This is a genomic window from Microbacterium sp. Leaf288, from assembly GCF_001422925.1.
Taxonomy (GTDB): domain Bacteria; phylum Actinomycetota; class Actinomycetes; order Actinomycetales; family Microbacteriaceae; genus Microbacterium.
The window spans coordinates 250,982-267,088 of the sequence record NZ_LMNI01000012.1; the positions used below are offsets into that span (position 1 = coordinate 250,982).

15 protein-coding genes are annotated in these 16,107 nt (G+C 72.0%); 4 read left to right on the top strand and 11 right to left on the bottom strand.

Annotated elements, in window-relative coordinates:
* Positions 1-28 precede the first annotated feature (28 nt).
* Genes ASF40_RS14770 through ASF40_RS14780 form a run of 3 tightly spaced genes read right to left on the bottom strand, consistent with a single transcriptional unit; the run spans position 29 to position 2,377 of the window.
* A complete protein-coding gene (locus ASF40_RS14770) occupies positions 29-721 on the bottom strand; it encodes a uracil-DNA glycosylase (protein ID WP_056370391.1) in 693 nt (230 codons plus the stop codon).
* A gap of 1 nt (position 722) precedes the next feature.
* A complete protein-coding gene (locus ASF40_RS14775) occupies positions 723-1,592 on the bottom strand; it encodes a hypothetical protein (protein WP_056370393.1) in 870 nt (289 codons plus the stop codon).
* Complete coding sequence (locus ASF40_RS14780; protein ID WP_056370396.1) at positions 1,589-2,377, bottom strand: SDR family oxidoreductase; 789 nt, start codon at positions 2,375-2,377, stop codon at positions 1,589-1,591. Before ASF40_RS14780 ends, ASF40_RS14775 begins: the two co-directional genes overlap by 4 nt.
* A 170-nt stretch (positions 2,378-2,547) precedes the next feature.
* On the opposite strand from ASF40_RS14780, the gene ASF40_RS14785 reads away from it, so the two are divergent.
* Entirely contained in the window at positions 2,548-3,870 is a 1,323-nt protein-coding gene (locus tag ASF40_RS14785; protein ID WP_045297454.1) for a bifunctional o-acetylhomoserine/o-acetylserine sulfhydrylase, read from the top strand.
* A 118-nt stretch (positions 3,871-3,988) separates the two neighbouring features.
* Entirely contained in the window at positions 3,989-5,194 is a 1,206-nt protein-coding gene (metX, locus tag ASF40_RS14790) for a homoserine O-acetyltransferase MetX (RefSeq protein WP_056370397.1), read from the top strand.
* 12 nt (positions 5,195-5,206) lie between these two features.
* Here the strand turns inward: metX and ASF40_RS14795 are convergent, their stop codons facing one another.
* The 5 genes from ASF40_RS14795 to ASF40_RS14815 form a co-directional block, all read right to left on the bottom strand.
* Positions 5,207-5,965, bottom strand: a complete 759-nt coding sequence (locus tag ASF40_RS14795; protein WP_056370400.1) for an NUDIX hydrolase — start codon at positions 5,963-5,965, stop codon at positions 5,207-5,209.
* 40 nt (positions 5,966-6,005) lie between these two features.
* Positions 6,006-7,223: an MFS transporter gene (locus ASF40_RS14800; protein WP_268776134.1), complete on the bottom strand. Its 1,218-nt coding sequence runs from the start codon at positions 7,221-7,223 to the stop codon at positions 6,006-6,008.
* A gap of 90 nt (positions 7,224-7,313) precedes the next feature.
* A complete protein-coding gene (locus ASF40_RS14805) occupies positions 7,314-7,640 on the bottom strand; it encodes a thiamine-binding protein (RefSeq protein ID WP_056370403.1) in 327 nt (108 codons plus the stop codon).
* A 31-nt stretch (positions 7,641-7,671) separates the two neighbouring features.
* Positions 7,672-8,883 carry a glycosyltransferase 87 family protein gene (locus ASF40_RS14810; protein WP_157549702.1) on the bottom strand — a complete coding sequence of 404 codons (1,212 nt, stop codon included), beginning with the start codon at positions 8,881-8,883 and terminating at the stop codon, positions 7,672-7,674.
* Between the two features lie 138 nt (positions 8,884-9,021).
* Positions 9,022-9,948 (bottom strand): ADP-dependent NAD(P)H-hydrate dehydratase, encoded by a 927-nt coding sequence (locus tag ASF40_RS14815; RefSeq protein WP_056370406.1) that lies wholly within the window; start codon positions 9,946-9,948, stop codon positions 9,022-9,024.
* Between the two features lie 41 nt (positions 9,949-9,989).
* Here ASF40_RS14815 and ASF40_RS14820 point away from each other — a divergent pair, with 41 nt between their 5' ends.
* Complete coding sequence (locus tag ASF40_RS14820; RefSeq protein ID WP_056370408.1) at positions 9,990-11,054, top strand: NADH:flavin oxidoreductase/NADH oxidase; 1,065 nt, start codon at positions 9,990-9,992, stop codon at positions 11,052-11,054.
* Between the two features lie 60 nt (positions 11,055-11,114).
* On the opposite strand, the gene ASF40_RS14825 is transcribed toward ASF40_RS14820, so the two are convergent.
* Positions 11,115-12,173, bottom strand: coding sequence for a hemolysin family protein (locus ASF40_RS14825; RefSeq protein WP_056370410.1), 1,059 nt, complete (start codon positions 12,171-12,173; stop codon positions 11,115-11,117).
* Positions 12,170-13,498 carry a hemolysin family protein gene (locus tag ASF40_RS14830; RefSeq protein ID WP_056370412.1) on the bottom strand — a complete coding sequence of 443 codons (1,329 nt, stop codon included), beginning with the start codon at positions 13,496-13,498 and terminating at the stop codon, positions 12,170-12,172. Before ASF40_RS14830 ends, ASF40_RS14825 begins: the two co-directional genes overlap by 4 nt.
* A 134-nt stretch (positions 13,499-13,632) precedes the next feature.
* On the opposite strand from ASF40_RS14830, the gene ASF40_RS14835 reads away from it, so the two are divergent.
* Positions 13,633-14,508, top strand: coding sequence for an LLM class flavin-dependent oxidoreductase (locus tag ASF40_RS14835; RefSeq protein ID WP_056370413.1), 876 nt, complete (start codon positions 13,633-13,635; stop codon positions 14,506-14,508).
* Between the two features lie 50 nt (positions 14,509-14,558).
* Here the strand turns inward: ASF40_RS14835 and ASF40_RS14840 are convergent, their stop codons facing one another.
* Positions 14,559-16,016, bottom strand: coding sequence for a GuaB1 family IMP dehydrogenase-related protein (locus ASF40_RS14840; RefSeq protein ID WP_056370416.1), 1,458 nt, complete (start codon positions 16,014-16,016; stop codon positions 14,559-14,561).
* Between the last annotated feature and the right edge of the window lie 91 nt (positions 16,017-16,107).

The window sequence follows — 16,107 nt, forward strand, 5'->3', positions numbered from 1 at the left end:
CTCGATGTCTGCGATCGGCCGGCGGCCCCTACGCGGGCACTCGCCAGTCGACGGGGTCGGCGCCCTGCTGGGCGAGCAGCTCGTTCGACCGCGAGAACGGCCGCGAGCCGAAGAACCCACGGCTCGCCGACAGCGGCGACGGGTGCGGCGATTCGATGATCGGCGTCGTGCCGAGGAGCGGTCGGAGGTTCGCGGCATCCCGTCCCCACAGGATCGCCACGAGCGGCCTGTCGCGCGCGACGAGCGTGCGGATGGCGTGCTCGGTCACCTTCTCCCAGCCCCAGCCGCGATGGGATGCCGGCGCGCCCGGCGCGACCGTGAGCACGCGGTTCAGCAGCATGACCCCCTGGTCGCTCCACGCCGACAGGTCGCCGTGCGGCGCGCGCGGGATGCCGAGGTCGGTCTCCAGCTCCTGGTAGATGTTCCCGAGGCTGCGCGGCAGCGGTCGCACATGCGCGTCGACCGCGAACGAGAGCCCGATCGGATGCCCCGGCGTGGGGTACGGGTCCTGCCCGACGATGAGCACCTTCACGTCGGGAAGCGGGCGCTGGAACGCCCGCAGCACGAGGTCGCCGGCCGGCAGATACTGGCGTCCGGCGGCGACCTCGGCGCGGAGGCGTTCGCCGAGCGCCGCGATGTCCGCAGCGACGGGTGCGAGCGCCGCCGACCACTCCGGGTCGATGAGTCCGGCGTCGGCGAGCTCGGGCAGGGTCATCGCCATCTCAGGCGCGCTCCACCGTCGTGGTCATGACGAGCTCGAGGCCGCCCTCGACCGGCGCGGACGTGAACGCCACGGTCGCCGCCGTGAGCTCGTGGAGAGAGGCGACGTGAGTACCGCCGCAGGGGATCCTCGCTTCGGCGCCCGGCAGCTCGCACACCCACGTGCGCCGATCGGCGAGCGTGTCGCCGTCGCGCTCGATGCGCACCGCGCCGCCCGCGGCGATCCAGTCCGCGAGCTGCGCGTCCACCCGTGCCGCAAGGGCGTCGAGGTCGCCGAGCGCGTCGGGGTCGAACCCCTTGCGCCGCAGAGACTTGCCGATGCGGTAGACGTCGCAAGAGCCGTCCGGCAGGATCCGCGACTCCTGGATCGCGAGGGCGTCGAAGGCCGGGGCGCCGAGCGCATCGGTGGGCGCGTCCTTGCGCCACGCGTCGGCGAGTGCCGCGTCGAGGGCGAGAGAGGCCAGGTGGCAGGCGGTGTGCCCTGCCGAGAGCGCGGCGCGGTAGGCGGCATCCACCGTCACGTCCACCGTGTCGCCCGCCGCAACCGCGGCGCCGTTCTCGACGAGGTGGGCGACGACGAAGGTCCAGCCCTCGGTGCCCGTGCGCACGGGGACGTCGGGGCCGAGCAGCAGCCCGTCACCCTGCGTCGCGCCGACGACGGCGTCGACCACGACGAGCTCGGCGCCGCCCACGCCCAGCGTGCCGCGGTCGGCGGGCTGATCGGGCCACGCGGTGTCGACCGGGTGGAACGCGGTCTCGTCGAGGACGACGGCGGTTCGGCCGTCGCCGGCATCGGTGACGTGGACGACCGTGCCGCGGGAGGAGGTGGCGCCGGCCGGATAGGTGACGACGATGCCGTCGGCGAGGGTCACAGCTCCTCCGTGCCGCGCGGGCGCAGCGGGCCGCGCGCGAGGAGGAACTGCGCCGACTGCGCGACCGGGCGCATGGTGATGAGGTCGAGGTTGACGTGGCCGGGTGCATTGAGCGCGTACGCGATGACGTCGGCCACGTCGTCGGCAGTGAGCGGCTTCTCGACGCCGTCGTACACGCGCTCGGCCGCCGCACTGTCGCCGCCGAGGCGGTTGAGGGTGAACTCCGGCGTCTGCACCATGCCCGGAGCGACCTCGATCACGCGGATCGGCTCGCCGTTCAGCTCGAGCCGCAGCGCGTGCGCGATCATCGCCTCGCCGGCCTTGGCGGCGTTGTAGCCGGCGCCGCCGGCGTACGCGGTCTGCGCGGCGGTGGAGGTGACGAAGAGGGTGTCGGCGTGACCGTCGGATGCCGCAGCCCGGCGCAGCTGCGGCAGCAGCGCTGCGACCAGCCGCTGTGCCGACAGCACGTTGACGTCGAACATCCACTGCCAGTCTTCGACGCGGCCGTCCTCGACGCGGTCGGTGCCGCGTGCGCCGCCGGCGACGTGGACGAGGGCGTGCACCGGGCCGGAGTCCGCCAGGAAGGCGGCGAGCGCCTCGACGTCGGCGTCGGCCGTGAGATCTGCCGCGAACGCGACGGCACCCGTCTCGGCCTCCAGGGCGGCGAGCCGATCGGCGCGCCGGGCGACGCCGACCACATCCCATCCGCTCGCCCGCAGCGCCCGCACCGCCGCTTCGCCGATCCCCGAGCTCGCCCCGGTCACCACTGCACGTCTGTTCGCCATGACCACAACGCTACCCACGTCGCGCCCGGAGGCACTCCCCGACAGGGATTGCTGGGACCCGACCGCGTTACGTCACATTTCCCCCACGTTGTTGACAACCCGGGGTTCTCCGTACTCTCGAACCCGGCTGGGGGGCACGCTCCCGGCATCCGATCCCGCAGGAGCAGGCCATGTCCGCACCCGAGAACTGGCGTTTCGAGACCAAGCAGATCCACTCGGGGGCCCAGCCCGACCCGGTGACCAAGGCTCGCGCGACGCCGATCTACCAGACCACGTCGTACGTCTTCGACAACGCGGACCACGCGGCCAACCTCTTCGCGCTCGCCGAGTTCGGCAACATCTACACGCGCATCCAGAACCCGACGCAGGCCGTCGTCGAGGAGCGCCTTGCCGCGCTCGAGGGGGGCACCGGCGCCCTGCTGCTCGCGAGCGGCCAGGCCGCGGCGACGTTCGCGGTGCTCAACATCGCCGAGGCGGGCGACCACATCGTGTCGTCGAGCTCCATCTACGGCGGCACCTACAACCTCTTCAAGTACACGCTCGCCAAGCTCGGCATCGAGGTCACGTTCGTCGAGAACCAGGACGACCTCGAGGAGTGGCGCCGCGCGGTCCGCCCGAACACGAAGCTGTTCTTCGCCGAGACCATCGGCAACCCGAAGATCAACGTGCTCGACATCCGCGGTGTCGCCGACGTCGCCCACGAGAACGGCGTGCCGCTCATCGTCGACAACACGATCGCGACCCCGTACCTCATCAAGCCGTTCGAGCACGGCGCGGACATCATCGTCCACTCGGCCACGAAGTTCCTCGGCGGCCACGGCACGACCATCGGCGGCGTGATCGTCGACGGCGGCACGTTCGAGTGGTCGAAGAACGTCGACAAGTTCCCGGGCCTCACGGTTCCGGACCCGTCGTACCACGGCGCGTCCTACACGGCCGCGGTCGGCGACGGCCTCGCCTACATCATCAAGGCGCGCGTGCAGCTGCTCCGCGACCTCGGCTCGGCCATCTCGCCGAACAGCGCGTGGCTGCTGATCCAGGGCATCGAGACGCTGTCGCTGCGCGTCGAGCGCCACGTGCAGAACGCGCAGGAGATCGCGGAGTGGCTCGAGAACCACTCCGACGTCGCCTCGGTCAACTACTCGGGCCTGCCGACGTCGCCGTGGTACGCGGCCGCCAACGCGTACGCCCCGAAGGGCGTCGGCGCGGTGCTGTCGTTCGAGCTCAAGGGCGGCGTCGAGGCGGGCCGCGAGTTCGTCAACTCGCTGACGCTCTTCAGCCACCTCGCCAACATCGGCGACGTGCGCTCGCTCGTCATCCACCCCGCGTCGACGACGCACTCGCAGCTCACGCCCGAGCAGCAGCTCACGACCGGTGTCACGCCGGGCCTCGTGCGCCTCTCGGTGGGTCTCGAGAACATCGACGACCTCAAGGCCGACCTCGAGCAGGCACTCGCCGCGGCACGCCGCGTGTCGGAGGCCGCTCGCGCCTGATCCCCCTCCTCGGGACACGGATGCCGTGTGCCTGCGCACTGCGCCGGCACACGGCATCCGTCATTCCCGTACCCGTAACAGACAGCATGCAGGCGCATGCTCAGGCGAGAATGGACGGATGGACTGGCAGACCTCCGAAGACACGGTGCCGAGCGCACCTGTGACGGAGGCCGACGCGCGCCTGCTGCTGGGCCGCCCTCCGGCGACCGGCGCGTGGCGCGACGGCGATCCCGTGGGCGAGCGCCACTTCGCCGCGTTCGGGGCGTTCCGCACCGAGGGAGGCCGCGAGCTTCCCGCGTACCGCCTCGCCTACGAGACATGGGGCGAGCTCAACGCCGCGCGCGACAACGCCGTGCTCGTGCTGCACGCCCTCACCGGCGACAGCCACGTGCGCGGGCCGGCCGGCGCGGGGCATCCGACCTCGGGCTGGTGGGACGACATCGTCGGCCCCGGCGCGCCCATCGACACCGACCGCTGGTTCGTCGTCGCCCCGAACATGCTCGGCGGATGCCAGGGATCGACCGGCCCCGCATCCATCGGACCCGACGGCTATGAGTGGGCGTCGCGCTTCCCGTACCTGACGATCCGCGACCAGGTCGCCGCGCAGGTGCGCCTGGCCGACGCCCTGGGCATCGACGTGTGGGCCGCCGTCGTCGGCGGATCGATGGGCGGCATGCATGCGCTCGAGTGGTCGGTCATGCTCCCCGACCGCGTGGAGCGGGTCGGCATCCTGTCGTCGCCGCCCGTCAACACGGCCGACCAGGTCGCGCTCAACTCGGTGCAGCTCGAGGCGATCCGCATCGATCCGCGGTTCCAGGGCGGCGAGTACTACGACGCGGGTGACGGCGACGGTCCGAACCGCGGGCTCGCGCTCGCCCGGCGGATGGCGCTGCTCAACTACCGGTCCCCCACCGAGCTCAACCAGCGCTTCCAGCGCACGTGGCAATCCGGGGTGAGCCCGCTCGGGCATGGCGGGCGCTTCGCCGTCGAGTCCTACCTCGACTTCCACGGCAACAAGTTCACGCGCCGCTTCGACGCCAACTCGTACATCACACTCGTCGAGGCGATGAACTCGCACGACGTCGGCCGCGATCGCGGCGGCGTCGAGGACGCCCTGTCCCTGGTCACCGCCAAGGCCCTGGTGCTCGGCATCGACAGCGACCGTCTCTTCCCCATCGACGGTCAGCACCGCATCGCGCGCGGCATCCGCAACACGCTCGACGGCGATCGCGCCGTGGTGCTGTCGAGCGACTTCGGCCACGACGGGTTCCTCATCGAGACGAACGCCGTCGGGGCGCACCTGCGGCGGCTGCTCGAAGCCTGACCCCTCGGGGTCTCAGTCCGTGCGCTCGTAGCGCCACGGCAGGGCGCCGATCTCGAGGCGATGACGGGATCCGGATGCTGCGCCCTCGGCGTCCGCCTCCCATTCGTCGTCTCCCTGCCACATGAGGAGGGGTCCCTCGCCACCACGGCGCGCGACCGTCTCGAAGCGCTCGACGCCGCGGAGGCGCACGGCCCCGACCACGGAGTCGACGTCGGCGTGCTCGGCCAGCCCGTGCAGGGTCACCCACGTCGGCGGATACAGCGTCAACCCGCCACGCCCGTGTCGCGCGAGCGCGTCGGCGGGGCGCAGCCACTCGGCGGCGACAGCCTCGTCGGCCGACAGCGTGATGGCGCCCGCCGCGGCCGGTGCGACGAAGAACCACGTGCGGATGCGCAGCGCGAGGCCTGGCGGCGGGTCCCAGCACGACAGCGTCACGAGCGCGTCCATGTCGAGTGCGAGCCCGGTCTCCTCGTGCGTCTCGCGCACGCCGGCGCGACGGGCGACGGCCTCCTCCGGGTCGCCCTCGGCGCCCCGGTCGGCGTCTTCGAGCTTGCCGCCGGGGAACACCCACGCACCGGCGAAAGATCCACGGTCCGGCCGCTCGATCATCAGCACCTCAAGCCCCTCGCCGGCGTCGCGCAGCAGCACGACGGTCGCGGCGACGGGGATGGCCGGGTCTGTGGCGTCCTCGGGGCGGCGCGTGCGAGCGCCGCCGATCGAGTCGCTCAGCGCCTGCAGAGCGCGGTCGGAGGACGGCGTCGGTTCCGGCATCCGCACACTCTATCCATGGCCGAAGCCCGCGGCGCGGAGCTCAGACAGCGACGGGCACCCTGCGGCGCTCGAGGATCAGGCTCGCCGACGCCAGCACCAGCCCGGCGAGAGCAAGGCCCACGCCCACCCACGCGGGTGCGCCGAACCCCCATCCGGCCGCGATGACGACGCCGCCGAGGAAGGCGCCCAGGCTGTTGCCGATGTTGAGGGCCGAGTGGTTCAGGGCCGCCGCGATCGACTGGTTGTCCTCGGCGACATCCATCAGCCGCGTCTGGATCGTGGGACTGAGCGCCGACGCCACGAACCCTACGGCGAACACGAAGAACGCGAGCGCCCAGATCCAGTGGGCGGTCAGCGCGAGCAGCGCGAGCACCGCCGCGAGCCCCACGAGGCCCCCAATGAGCGTCCGCGTCAGGTCGACGTCGGCGAGGTGGCCGCCGACGAGGTTGCCGACGGTCATGCCGAGCCCGATGAGCACGAGCACGATCGGCACGACCCACTCCGGCGATCCCGCGACCTCGGTCACCAGCGGCGCGACGTAGCTGTACACCGCGAAGAACCCGCCGAAGCCGATCGCGCCGACGCCGAGCGCCAGCCAGACCTGACCGATGCGGAACACCTTGAGCTCCGCACGCAGCGTGCGGGAGGGATCCCCCGGATGCTCGGGCACGAAGAACGCGATGAGCACGGTGGCCGCCGCGAAGATGGCCGCGACGACCATGAACGCCGCCCGCCATCCCAGCTGCTGGCCGAGGTAGGTGCCCAGTGGCACGCCGACGACGTTCGCGACCGTGAGGCCGGTGAGCACGAACGCGACGCCTTTCGCCCGCTTGCCCGGCCCGAGGACGTCGGCGGCGACGAGCGCCCCGATGCCGAAGTACGCGCCGTGCGGGAGCCCCGCGAGGAACCGGGATGCCGCGACCCACTCGAACGTCGGCGCCAGGAAGGTGAGCGCGTTGAAGACCGTGAGGGCGAGCGCGAGCCCGATCATCACGCGGTGGCGCGGATACTTCGCCACCGCACCGGCGATGGTCGGGGCACCGACCACGACACCGAGGGCGTAGAGCGAGATGAGCCAGCCGGCCTGGTAGATGGCGTCCTCTTGGCGGAGCTGCCAGAGCGACGGGAGCAGGTCGGAGCCGATGTTCGGCAGCAGGCCCATGACGACGAACTCGGTCATGCCGATGCCGAAGCTGCCGACGGCGAGGGAAAGGAGCGCCCACGTCGCCGCCCCCCTCGTCAGATTCGAGGAGGTCACGGCGTCATGCTACCGGCGGCCGGATGATCCTGTCGAATCGATTCGGGCGCCCTCGTCGCGGAGTGTCATGAGTGCTCGGCAGGAGGAGTCTCACTCGGCGCCGGCGTCGCCCTCCTGGCGGTCGATCGCGGCCTCGAGGCGCTCGATCTTGCCGTCGAGCTCGCCCGCGTAGCCCGGCCGGATGTCGGCCTTGAGCACGAGCGAGACGCGGGAGCCGTACGGCGCGACGGCGTCGGTCGCGCGCTTGACGACGTCGAAGACCTCGTCCCACTCCCCCTCGATCTCGGTGAACATCGAGGTCGTGCGGTGCGGCAGACCGCTGTCGCGCACGACTCGCACGGCGGCAGCCACGGCGTCGTGCACCGAGCCGTCGGCGCGGCCGGTTCCGCTGGGGGCGACAGAGAAGGCGACGAGCATGGGGACCTCCGGGTCTCGAGGGGGACGGGGTCTACTCTGACACGCGCAGCGCCACCGGCTGCCGCACCGGGAGCCGCACCAGCCTCACGACGACCCACGCGAACAGCGCGACGAGCATCACGTTGCGCAGGACGACGAGCCAGACTGCCGCGGGCCACAGCACGAGCAGCCAGTCGTAGGCGAACGGGAAGAGCCACTGGGTGAGGGCGAGGATCACCACGGTCAGGACTGCGGGGCGCAGCCACCGCCGCCGATCGATCGCGAGACCCACGACGACCGGCGCGATCAGCCACGTCATGTACTGCGGCGACCCCACTTTGTTGAGGACGATGAAGCCGAGCACCAGCGCGAGGGCCAGCGGCGGGAAGAGCGCGACGAACGACGCCCCGCGCCACGCCTTGACGGCGCCGATCACCGCGATGGCGAGCATCCCGAGCATGAGGACGGGGGTCATCAGCATGATGACGGTGTCGACCGACGGGCCGGTGATCTGGAAAGTGATCAGGTCGGGGTCGTAGAAGATCCGCGCATCGGGCACATCCGCCAGCGCGAGCAGCAGGTAGGCGCTGCTCACCGGCGCTTCGATCTGCAGGCCCCGCGAGGTCTGGTCGCCCACGAAGCCGAGCAGGTGCGGGCCGCCGCCGGCGAGCAGGACGACCCCCACGACGACCGCCGAGACGGCGGCAGCGCCGCCGACGACCGCGAGCCGGCGACGCACCGCGATCACCGCCGCGGCGAGCAGTGCCGCCGGCCACACCTTGATCCACGTGGCCACGGCGAGGAGCACGGAGCCCAGCCACGGTCGGCCGACGAGAAACAGCGAACCGGCGACCGCGATCGGCACCGTCACGCCGTCGAGCCGGAACATGCCCACGCCGCCGAGCGCGAGGATCGCCGCCAGCCAGAACCACGCCGCGATCATGCGGCCGCGCGAGCGCCCGCGGCCGACGAGCACCGCGAAGGCCGCGGCATCGAGCGCCGTCACGAGCAGTCCCCAGCCCAGGGTGTAGTCCACGACACCGCGCAGCGCCCCGACGAGAAGGATCGGCAGGTGCGCCAGCGGCGGATAGATCCAGTCCTCGGTGATGCCCGGCACGACATCGCCGCCGAGCGTGAGCCCGGCCCACCAGCGGTACAGCTGATCGACGTCCCACGAGGCGGCGTGGTCGCCGGCGAAGCCGAGCCAGATGACGACCGCGTGGACGAGGACGAACGCGATCCACACCCACATCCGCCGCAACACCCCTTCATCCTAGGGAGCGCCCGCGGAACGTCCTGGACGCGCACAGAATCGGAGATGATGCCCGACGCGCCGGAAACGGATGCCGCGACACGGCGCGTCGCGCGCGACCTCCGATTCTGTGCCCGCAGTGGGGCTGGTTCAGGAGTGCGCGAGAGCCTCGGCGACGGCGCGGGGCAGGGCGTCCGCGACATCCAGAGCCGTGATCGGCCCGTCGCCGAACGGTGGGGAGCTCGACGCCCCCGCGATGCTCGCGCCCTGCGCGGCGATCGCCCCCGCCCGCCCGTGCAGCCATGCGCCGGAGGCGGCGAGGGCGGCGAGGGTCGCGGCTGGGCCCACGCGCCCCGAGGCTCCGCGCGGCGCGCCAGCGCCGTGTGGAGAGGGCGTGGGGACCGTGCGTCCTTCGTGCGCCATCGCTCCGGCGACCAGGGCTCCGATGACGCCGGCGAGCACATCCCCCGTGCCCGCGGTGGCGAGCCAGGGCGTGCCGGCCTCGACCGTCGCCGCCCATCCGTCGGGCGCCACGACGACGGTGACGGCGCCTTTGAGCAGGACGACGGCGCCAGTGGCCTCGGCGGTCTCGCGGGCGGCGGCGACGCGGTCGGCCGGCGCATGCCCGAGTCCGAGCGCCGAGCGCAGGCGTGCGTGCTCGCGGTCGTGCGGCGTGAGGATGCGGGGGGCCGTGGCCTCCGCGGCGAGGTCGAGCGCCCCGGCGTCGACGACGACCGGGTCGGTGTCGGAGAGGATCGCCCGCAGCGCCGCGGTTTCGGACGGCGTGCGGGCCGAGGCATCCGTTCCCGATCCGATCACCCACGCCTGCACGCGCCCGTCGGCGGTCACCGTCTCGGGCCGGCGTGCCAGCACCAGGTCGGTGGAACGGGCGGGTCCGAGGTAGCGCACCATGCCGAGGCCGGTGCGCCACGCGGCCTCGACACCGAGGACCGCTGCCCCCGGGTAGGCCTCGGAGCCCGTCCGCATGCCGAGCACGCCTCGGGAATACTTGTCGTCGCCGGCGGTTGGCCTCCGCAGGGCGCGAGCGGCATCGGCGCGCGTCCACGTCCTCACCATGCGGCCACAGTACCGCCCACCCGATCCGATCCGGAGACCAGATGAGCCGCCTGTTCACCCCCCTCACCCTGCGCGACCTCACGGTGCGCAACCGCCTCTGGGTCTCGCCGATGTGCCAGTACAGCGCGGTGGACGGGGTGCCGCAGGAGTGGCACCACACGCACCTCGCGCAGTTTGCCTCGGGTGGCGCCGGGCTCGTCATGGCGGAGGCGACGGCGGTGTCGCCCGAGGGCCGGATCTCACCCGAGGACACCGGGCTGTGGAACGACGCGCAGCAGGGCGCGTGGGCGCCGATCGTCGCCGCGATCCGCAGCCGCGGCGCCGTCGCGGGCGTGCAGCTCGCCCACGCGGGCCGCAAGGCCTCCACCTGGTCGCCGTTCTCCGGCCGCCGCGGCTCGGTCGCCGCAGCTGACGGCGGCTGGGCCACCGTCGCCCCGTCGGCGATCGCGTTCGACGGCTACGCCGAGCCCGTCGCCCTCGATCTCGCGGGCATCGACCGCATCGTGGCGGACTTCGCGGCGGCCGCGCGCCGCGCCGTCGCCGCCGGATTCCAGGTGCTCGAGCTGCACGGTGCGCACGGGTACCTGCTGCACCAGTTCCTGTCGCCGCTGTCGAACCTGCGCGACGACGAATACGGCGGTCCGCTCGAGAATCGGGCGCGTCTGCTGCTGCGCGTGCTGGAGGCGGTGACCGAGGCCGCCCCCGGCGTTCCGGTCATCGTGCGGTTCTCCGCCACCGACTGGGCCGACGGCGGCTGGAACCCCGACGAGACCGCGACGGTCGCCCGCTGGGCGGCGGAGCGCGGCGCGGACTTCTTCGACATCTCCAGCGGCGGACTCGTCGCCCACCAGAAGCTCACGACGGGCCCGGGGTACCAGGTCGAGCTCGCGGCGCGCGTGCGGCGCGAGGCGGGGGTTCCGGTCAACGCCGTCGGCATGATCGACGACGCCGCCCACGCGGAGCGCGTGCTCGCCGAAGACCTCGCCGACGCGGTGATGGCCGGCCGCGAGTGGCTGCGCGACCCGCACTACGGCCTGCGTGCCGCCGCCGAGCTGGGGGCCGACATCGACTACTGGCCGGCGCAGTACCTCCGCGCCCGCCTCTGACACGAAAGGCGATGAGCGGATGCCGCGGCCCGGGGCCGCAGCATCCGCTCATCTCGTTCGTCAGAAGCCGCGACGGCGCGTGGCGTCCTGCACCTCGCCGATGAGCTCCTCGATGATGTCCTCGAGGAACAGCACCGCGGTGATCTCACCGGACTCGTTGCGCACCTGCGCGAGGTGGCGTCCGGCGCGGCGCATCACGGCGAGCGCGTCCTCCAGATCGGTCGACTCGAGCACGGGCACCATGTGGTGGATGCGCTTCGTCGCGATCGGGAGGGCGACATCGGTCGCGGCATCCGGCCCCTCGGCCGCCCGGAGGATGTCCTTCAGGTGCACGTAGCCGAGCGGCAGGCCCGCCTCGTCGACGATCACGTAGCGCGAGAAGCCGTGCTTGGCGACCGCGCGCTCGATCTCGTCGGGAGTCGTGATCTCGGGGAGCGTCACGAGCTGCGACAGCGGCACCGCGACGTCCGCGGCCTTCTTGTCGGTGAACTCGACAGCCGCGGCCACCGTGCCCGAGGCGTCGTGGAGCACGCCCTCGATGCGGGACTGGTTGACGATCGTGGCGACCTCTTCGAGCGTGAAGGTCGAGGCGGCCTCGTCCTTCGGCTCGACGCGGAACAGCCGCACGATGTGGTTGGCGATCCAGTTCAGGGTCACGATCACCGGGTGGAAGATCTTCGACACCCACACCAGCGGCGTCGCGAGCATGAGCACGGCGCGGTCGGGCACCGAGAACGCGAGGTTCTTCGGCACCATCTCGCCGAACACGACGTGCAGGTAGGACACCACGATGAGCGCCACCGCGAAGGCGACGCCGTCGACGACGGCCTCCGACCAGCCGGTGAGCCCCAGCGGCTCGGCCAGCAGGTGGTGGATGGCGGGCTCCGACACGTTCAGGATCAGCAGCGAGCAGATCGTGATGCCGAGCTGGCTCGTCGCCAGCATGAGCGTCGCGTGCTCCATCGCGTACAGCGCCGTCTTGGCCGCGCGCGATCCCTTCTCGGCGAGGGGCTCGATCTGCGAGCGTCGTGCCGAGATGACGGCGAACTCGGCGCCGACGAAGAAGGCGTTGGCGATGAGGAGCACCACCAGCCAGGCGATTCCTGCCCAGTCGTTCATCGGCGATCACCCCCCTCGTTCGCGCCTTCGTGGGGCATCGGCGTGGGTGTGAACCTCACGCGGTCGACGCGGCGGCCCTCCATGCGCTGCACTTCGATGGTGCCGTCCTCGATCTCGACGCTGTCGCCGACGACCGGGATGCGCTCGAGCACGCTCATGATGTACCCGCCGACGGTGTCGTAGACGTCGCCCTCGGGGATGCGGATGCCCGTGCGGTCGCGCACCTCGTCGGGGCGGAGCTCGCCGGGGAAGATCACGGTGTCCTCCACCCGGACGATGCCCGCGCGACGGCGGTCGTGCTCGTCGAGCACCTCGCCGACGATCTCCTCGACGAGGTCCTCGAGGGTGACGACGCCGGCCGTGCCGCCGTACTCGTCGACGACGACGGCCATCTGGTACCCGCGGGCACGCAGCTCGGCGACCAGCACGTCGAGGTGGACCGCCTCGGGGAAGCGCAGCGGCTCGGTCGCGAGCGCGGCGGCGGGCACGTCGGCCCGACGCTCACGGGGAACGCCGACCGCGGCCTTCAGGTGCACGATGCCGGTGATGTCGTCCATGTCCTCGCCGTAGACGGGGAACCGGCTGTGGCCGGTGCGCCGGGCGAGCTGGATGACGTCCTCCGCGGAGTCGTCGGCCGCGAGGGCGTGGATGCTCGGGCGCGGCGTCATGACGTCGGCTGCCGAGAGCCGCGCGAAGGTGAGACTGCGGTCGAGGAGCGACGCGGTGTCCTCCTCGAGCACGCCGGCGCTCGCCGAGCGGCGGACGAGGCTCGAGAGCTCCTCGGCGGTGCGGGCGCCGGAGAGCTCCTCCTTCGGCTCGATGCCGACGGAGCGCAGCACGCCGTTGGCGCTGCCGTTGAGCACGACGATCGCGGGGCGGAACACCGTCGTGAACGCCACCTGGAACGGCATGACGAGCTTGGCGGTCTGACGTGGGACCGCGAGTGCGAAGTTCTTGGGCACGAGCTCGCCGATGATCATCGAGAAGACGGTCGCGATCGAGACGCCGATGATGGCGGCGAGGGGTCGTGACACCCCGCTCGGGATGCCCCACGCGTCGAACACCGGCGCGAGCAGGTTCGAGATCGCCGGCTCCATCGTGTAACCGGTGAGCAGGGTGGTGAGGGTGATGCCGAGCTGCGCGCTCGACAGGTGGGTCGAGGTGATGCGCAACGCGCTGATCGTGAGCGAGAGCCGGTTTTCACCGGCGGCCTGGCGGGCCTCGAGGTCCGCCCGGTCGAGGTTCACGAGCGCGAACTCGCTGGCGACGAACAGGCCGGTGCCGATTGTGAGAAGAAGCCCCACGCCCAACATGACGTAATCCATCACGCATCACCCCCGTTCATCGGGGTGGAGGGTCGGTGGGGCGATTGTCTGCAACTAGGAGGGTCGTCCATCGTGCCGACAAGTCTACGGCAGGCATCTCCGCACGATCCTGGGATGGGTGCCACCATGGCGCTATGGCACTGGACAGGATCAGCCTCGTGGTTCCGCCGGTCGGATCGTGGCGCGAACAGGAGCGGTGGTACCGGTGGGCCGAGCAGGTCGGGTACGACGTCGTGTACACCTACGACCACCTCACGCACGCGACGGCGCCCGGCCTGTGGCTGAGCGAGGCCTTCACCACGCTCACCGCGGCGGCCGCCGTCACCGAGCGCATCCGCCTCGGCACGCTCGTGGCATCGGCCGTGTTCCGCACGCCGGTCACGCTCGCCCGCGTGGCGATGACCGTGCAGGACATCTCGGGCGGTCGCCTCGTCCTCGGCCTCGGCATGGGTGCGCCGACGTGCGCACTGGCCGATCACGGCACCCGCGAGAGCCCTGCCGAGATGTCGGCGCGCTTCGCGGACGTGGTGCGGGGTTACCGGGCGGTGCTCGACGGGACGACCGAGTGGGAAGGTCGCACGACCTCGTTCCGCGGTCTCGAGACCCTGCCGGCACCCGAGGGGGTCGCCCGCCCGGAGCTGCTGCTCGCCGCACACGGGCCCCGTGCGCTGGCGCTCGCCGCCGCGTATGCCGACACCTGGAACTCGTACGGCGGCCCCGGGTCGACCCAGCTCGACGCCGAGGAGTACTGGGCGCTGCTCGCACAGCAGGCGCGGGGATTCGACGAGGCGTGCCGGAGCGCCGGCCGGGATCCGTCGGCGGTGCGTCGCTCGCTGCTGCTGGGGTTCGGCCGCGTGCGCCCCACGACGAGCGTCGACGCGTACCTCGCGGCCGCCGAGCACGCCGCGTCGCTCGGGTTCACCGAGCTCGTCGTGTACGCCCCAGAGTCACCAGCCGGAATGGATTCCGACCCGGCCGTGCACGAGCAGGCACTCGCCCGCCTGCGCTGACGAAGCCTTCGGCATCACGGATGCCGCGGGCCGCAGCATCCGGAGCATCCTCACCAGCTGACCGGCAGCGCCTTGCCCTCTTCGTAACCGGCCGCCGACTGCAGGCCGACGCGCGCGCGGTCATGGAACTCGGCGACCGTCGACGCGCCCGCGTACGTGAAGGAGGACCGCACGCCCGACGTGATCATGTCGAGCAGGTCCTCGAGGCCGGGGCGGAGCGGGTCGAGGTAGATCTTCGACGACGAGATGCCCTCGGCGAAGAGCTCCTTGCGGGCGAGCTCGTAAGGATCGAGACGCCCGAAGCGCTCGTGCACGGCCTTCGTCGAGGCCATGCCCCACGATTCCTTGTAGGCCCGGCCGGCGTCGTCGATCTGCAGCTCGCCGGGCGCCTCGATGGTCCCCGCGAACCACGAGCCGATCATGACGGATGCCGCACCCGCCGCCAGCGCCAGCGCGACGTCGCGCGGGTAGCGCACACCGCCGTCCGCCCACACGTGCGCCCCCATGATGCGGGCGGCCTCGGCCGTCTCGAGGACGGCGGAGAACTGCGGACGGCCGACCGCGGTCATCATGCGCGTCGTGCACATGGCGCCGGGGCCCACGCCGACCTTGAGGATGGTGGCGCCGGCGGTGACGAGGTCGTGCACGCCCTCGGCGCTGACGATGTTGCCGGCTGCGATCGGAATGCCGAGGTCGAGGTCGGCGACGGCCCGCAGCGCGCGGAGCATGCCCTCCTGGTGCCCGTGGGCGGTGTCGACGACGAGGACGTCGACGCCCGCGCCGGCAAGGGCCTTCGCCTTCGACGCGACGTCTCCGTTGATGCCGACGGCCGCGGCGACGATGAGGCGACCCGATGCGTCGACGGCCGGGCGGTACAGCGTCGAGCGCAGTGCGCTGCGGCGCGAGAGGGTGCCGACGAGGTGCCCGTGGTGCAGCACGCACACGGTCTCGGCTTCCGCGGCGACGATCACGTCGAACGCGTGGCGCGCGCTCTCGATGTCATCGGCATCGACGGATGCTGCGCGCCCACGCGCGAGGTCACCCAGGCGTGCGTCGGGCAGGGCGGTGCCGAGCCGGGCGGCCGGGACGATGCCGAGGATCTCATCGGCGTCGACGTGACCGGACGAGGCGTCGGCGACCACGATGCCGTGCCCCTCGGTCGCGGGGAGCAGCCGCGCGGCGTCGGCGACGGTCGCATCGGGCGGCAGCACGAGCGGGGTGTCCCACGCGACCGGCTGCGCCTTGACCCAGCGGATCGCGGCGTCGAGCTCCTGCAGCGGCATGTCCTGCGGGAGGACTCCGAGGCCGCCGCGGCGCGCCAGCGTGGCCGCGAGGCGCGCCCCCGTGACCGAGTTCATATTCGCCGAGACCAGAGGAAGGGTGGCCGTCGTGCCGTCGCCAGGAGCGAGGTCGACATCGAGGCGGCTCGTGATCGCCGAGCGCCGCGGGACGAGGAAGACGTCAGAGTAGGTCAGGTCGACGTCGGGTGTTTCGCCGTAGAACTCCATGACCGCCAAGGTTAGTGACAGTTCCTGTGCGGATAATCATGCGGGTTCTTTCAGGTTCGCGGCCCCGGAGGGCCCGAACCTCCCGCGCAGA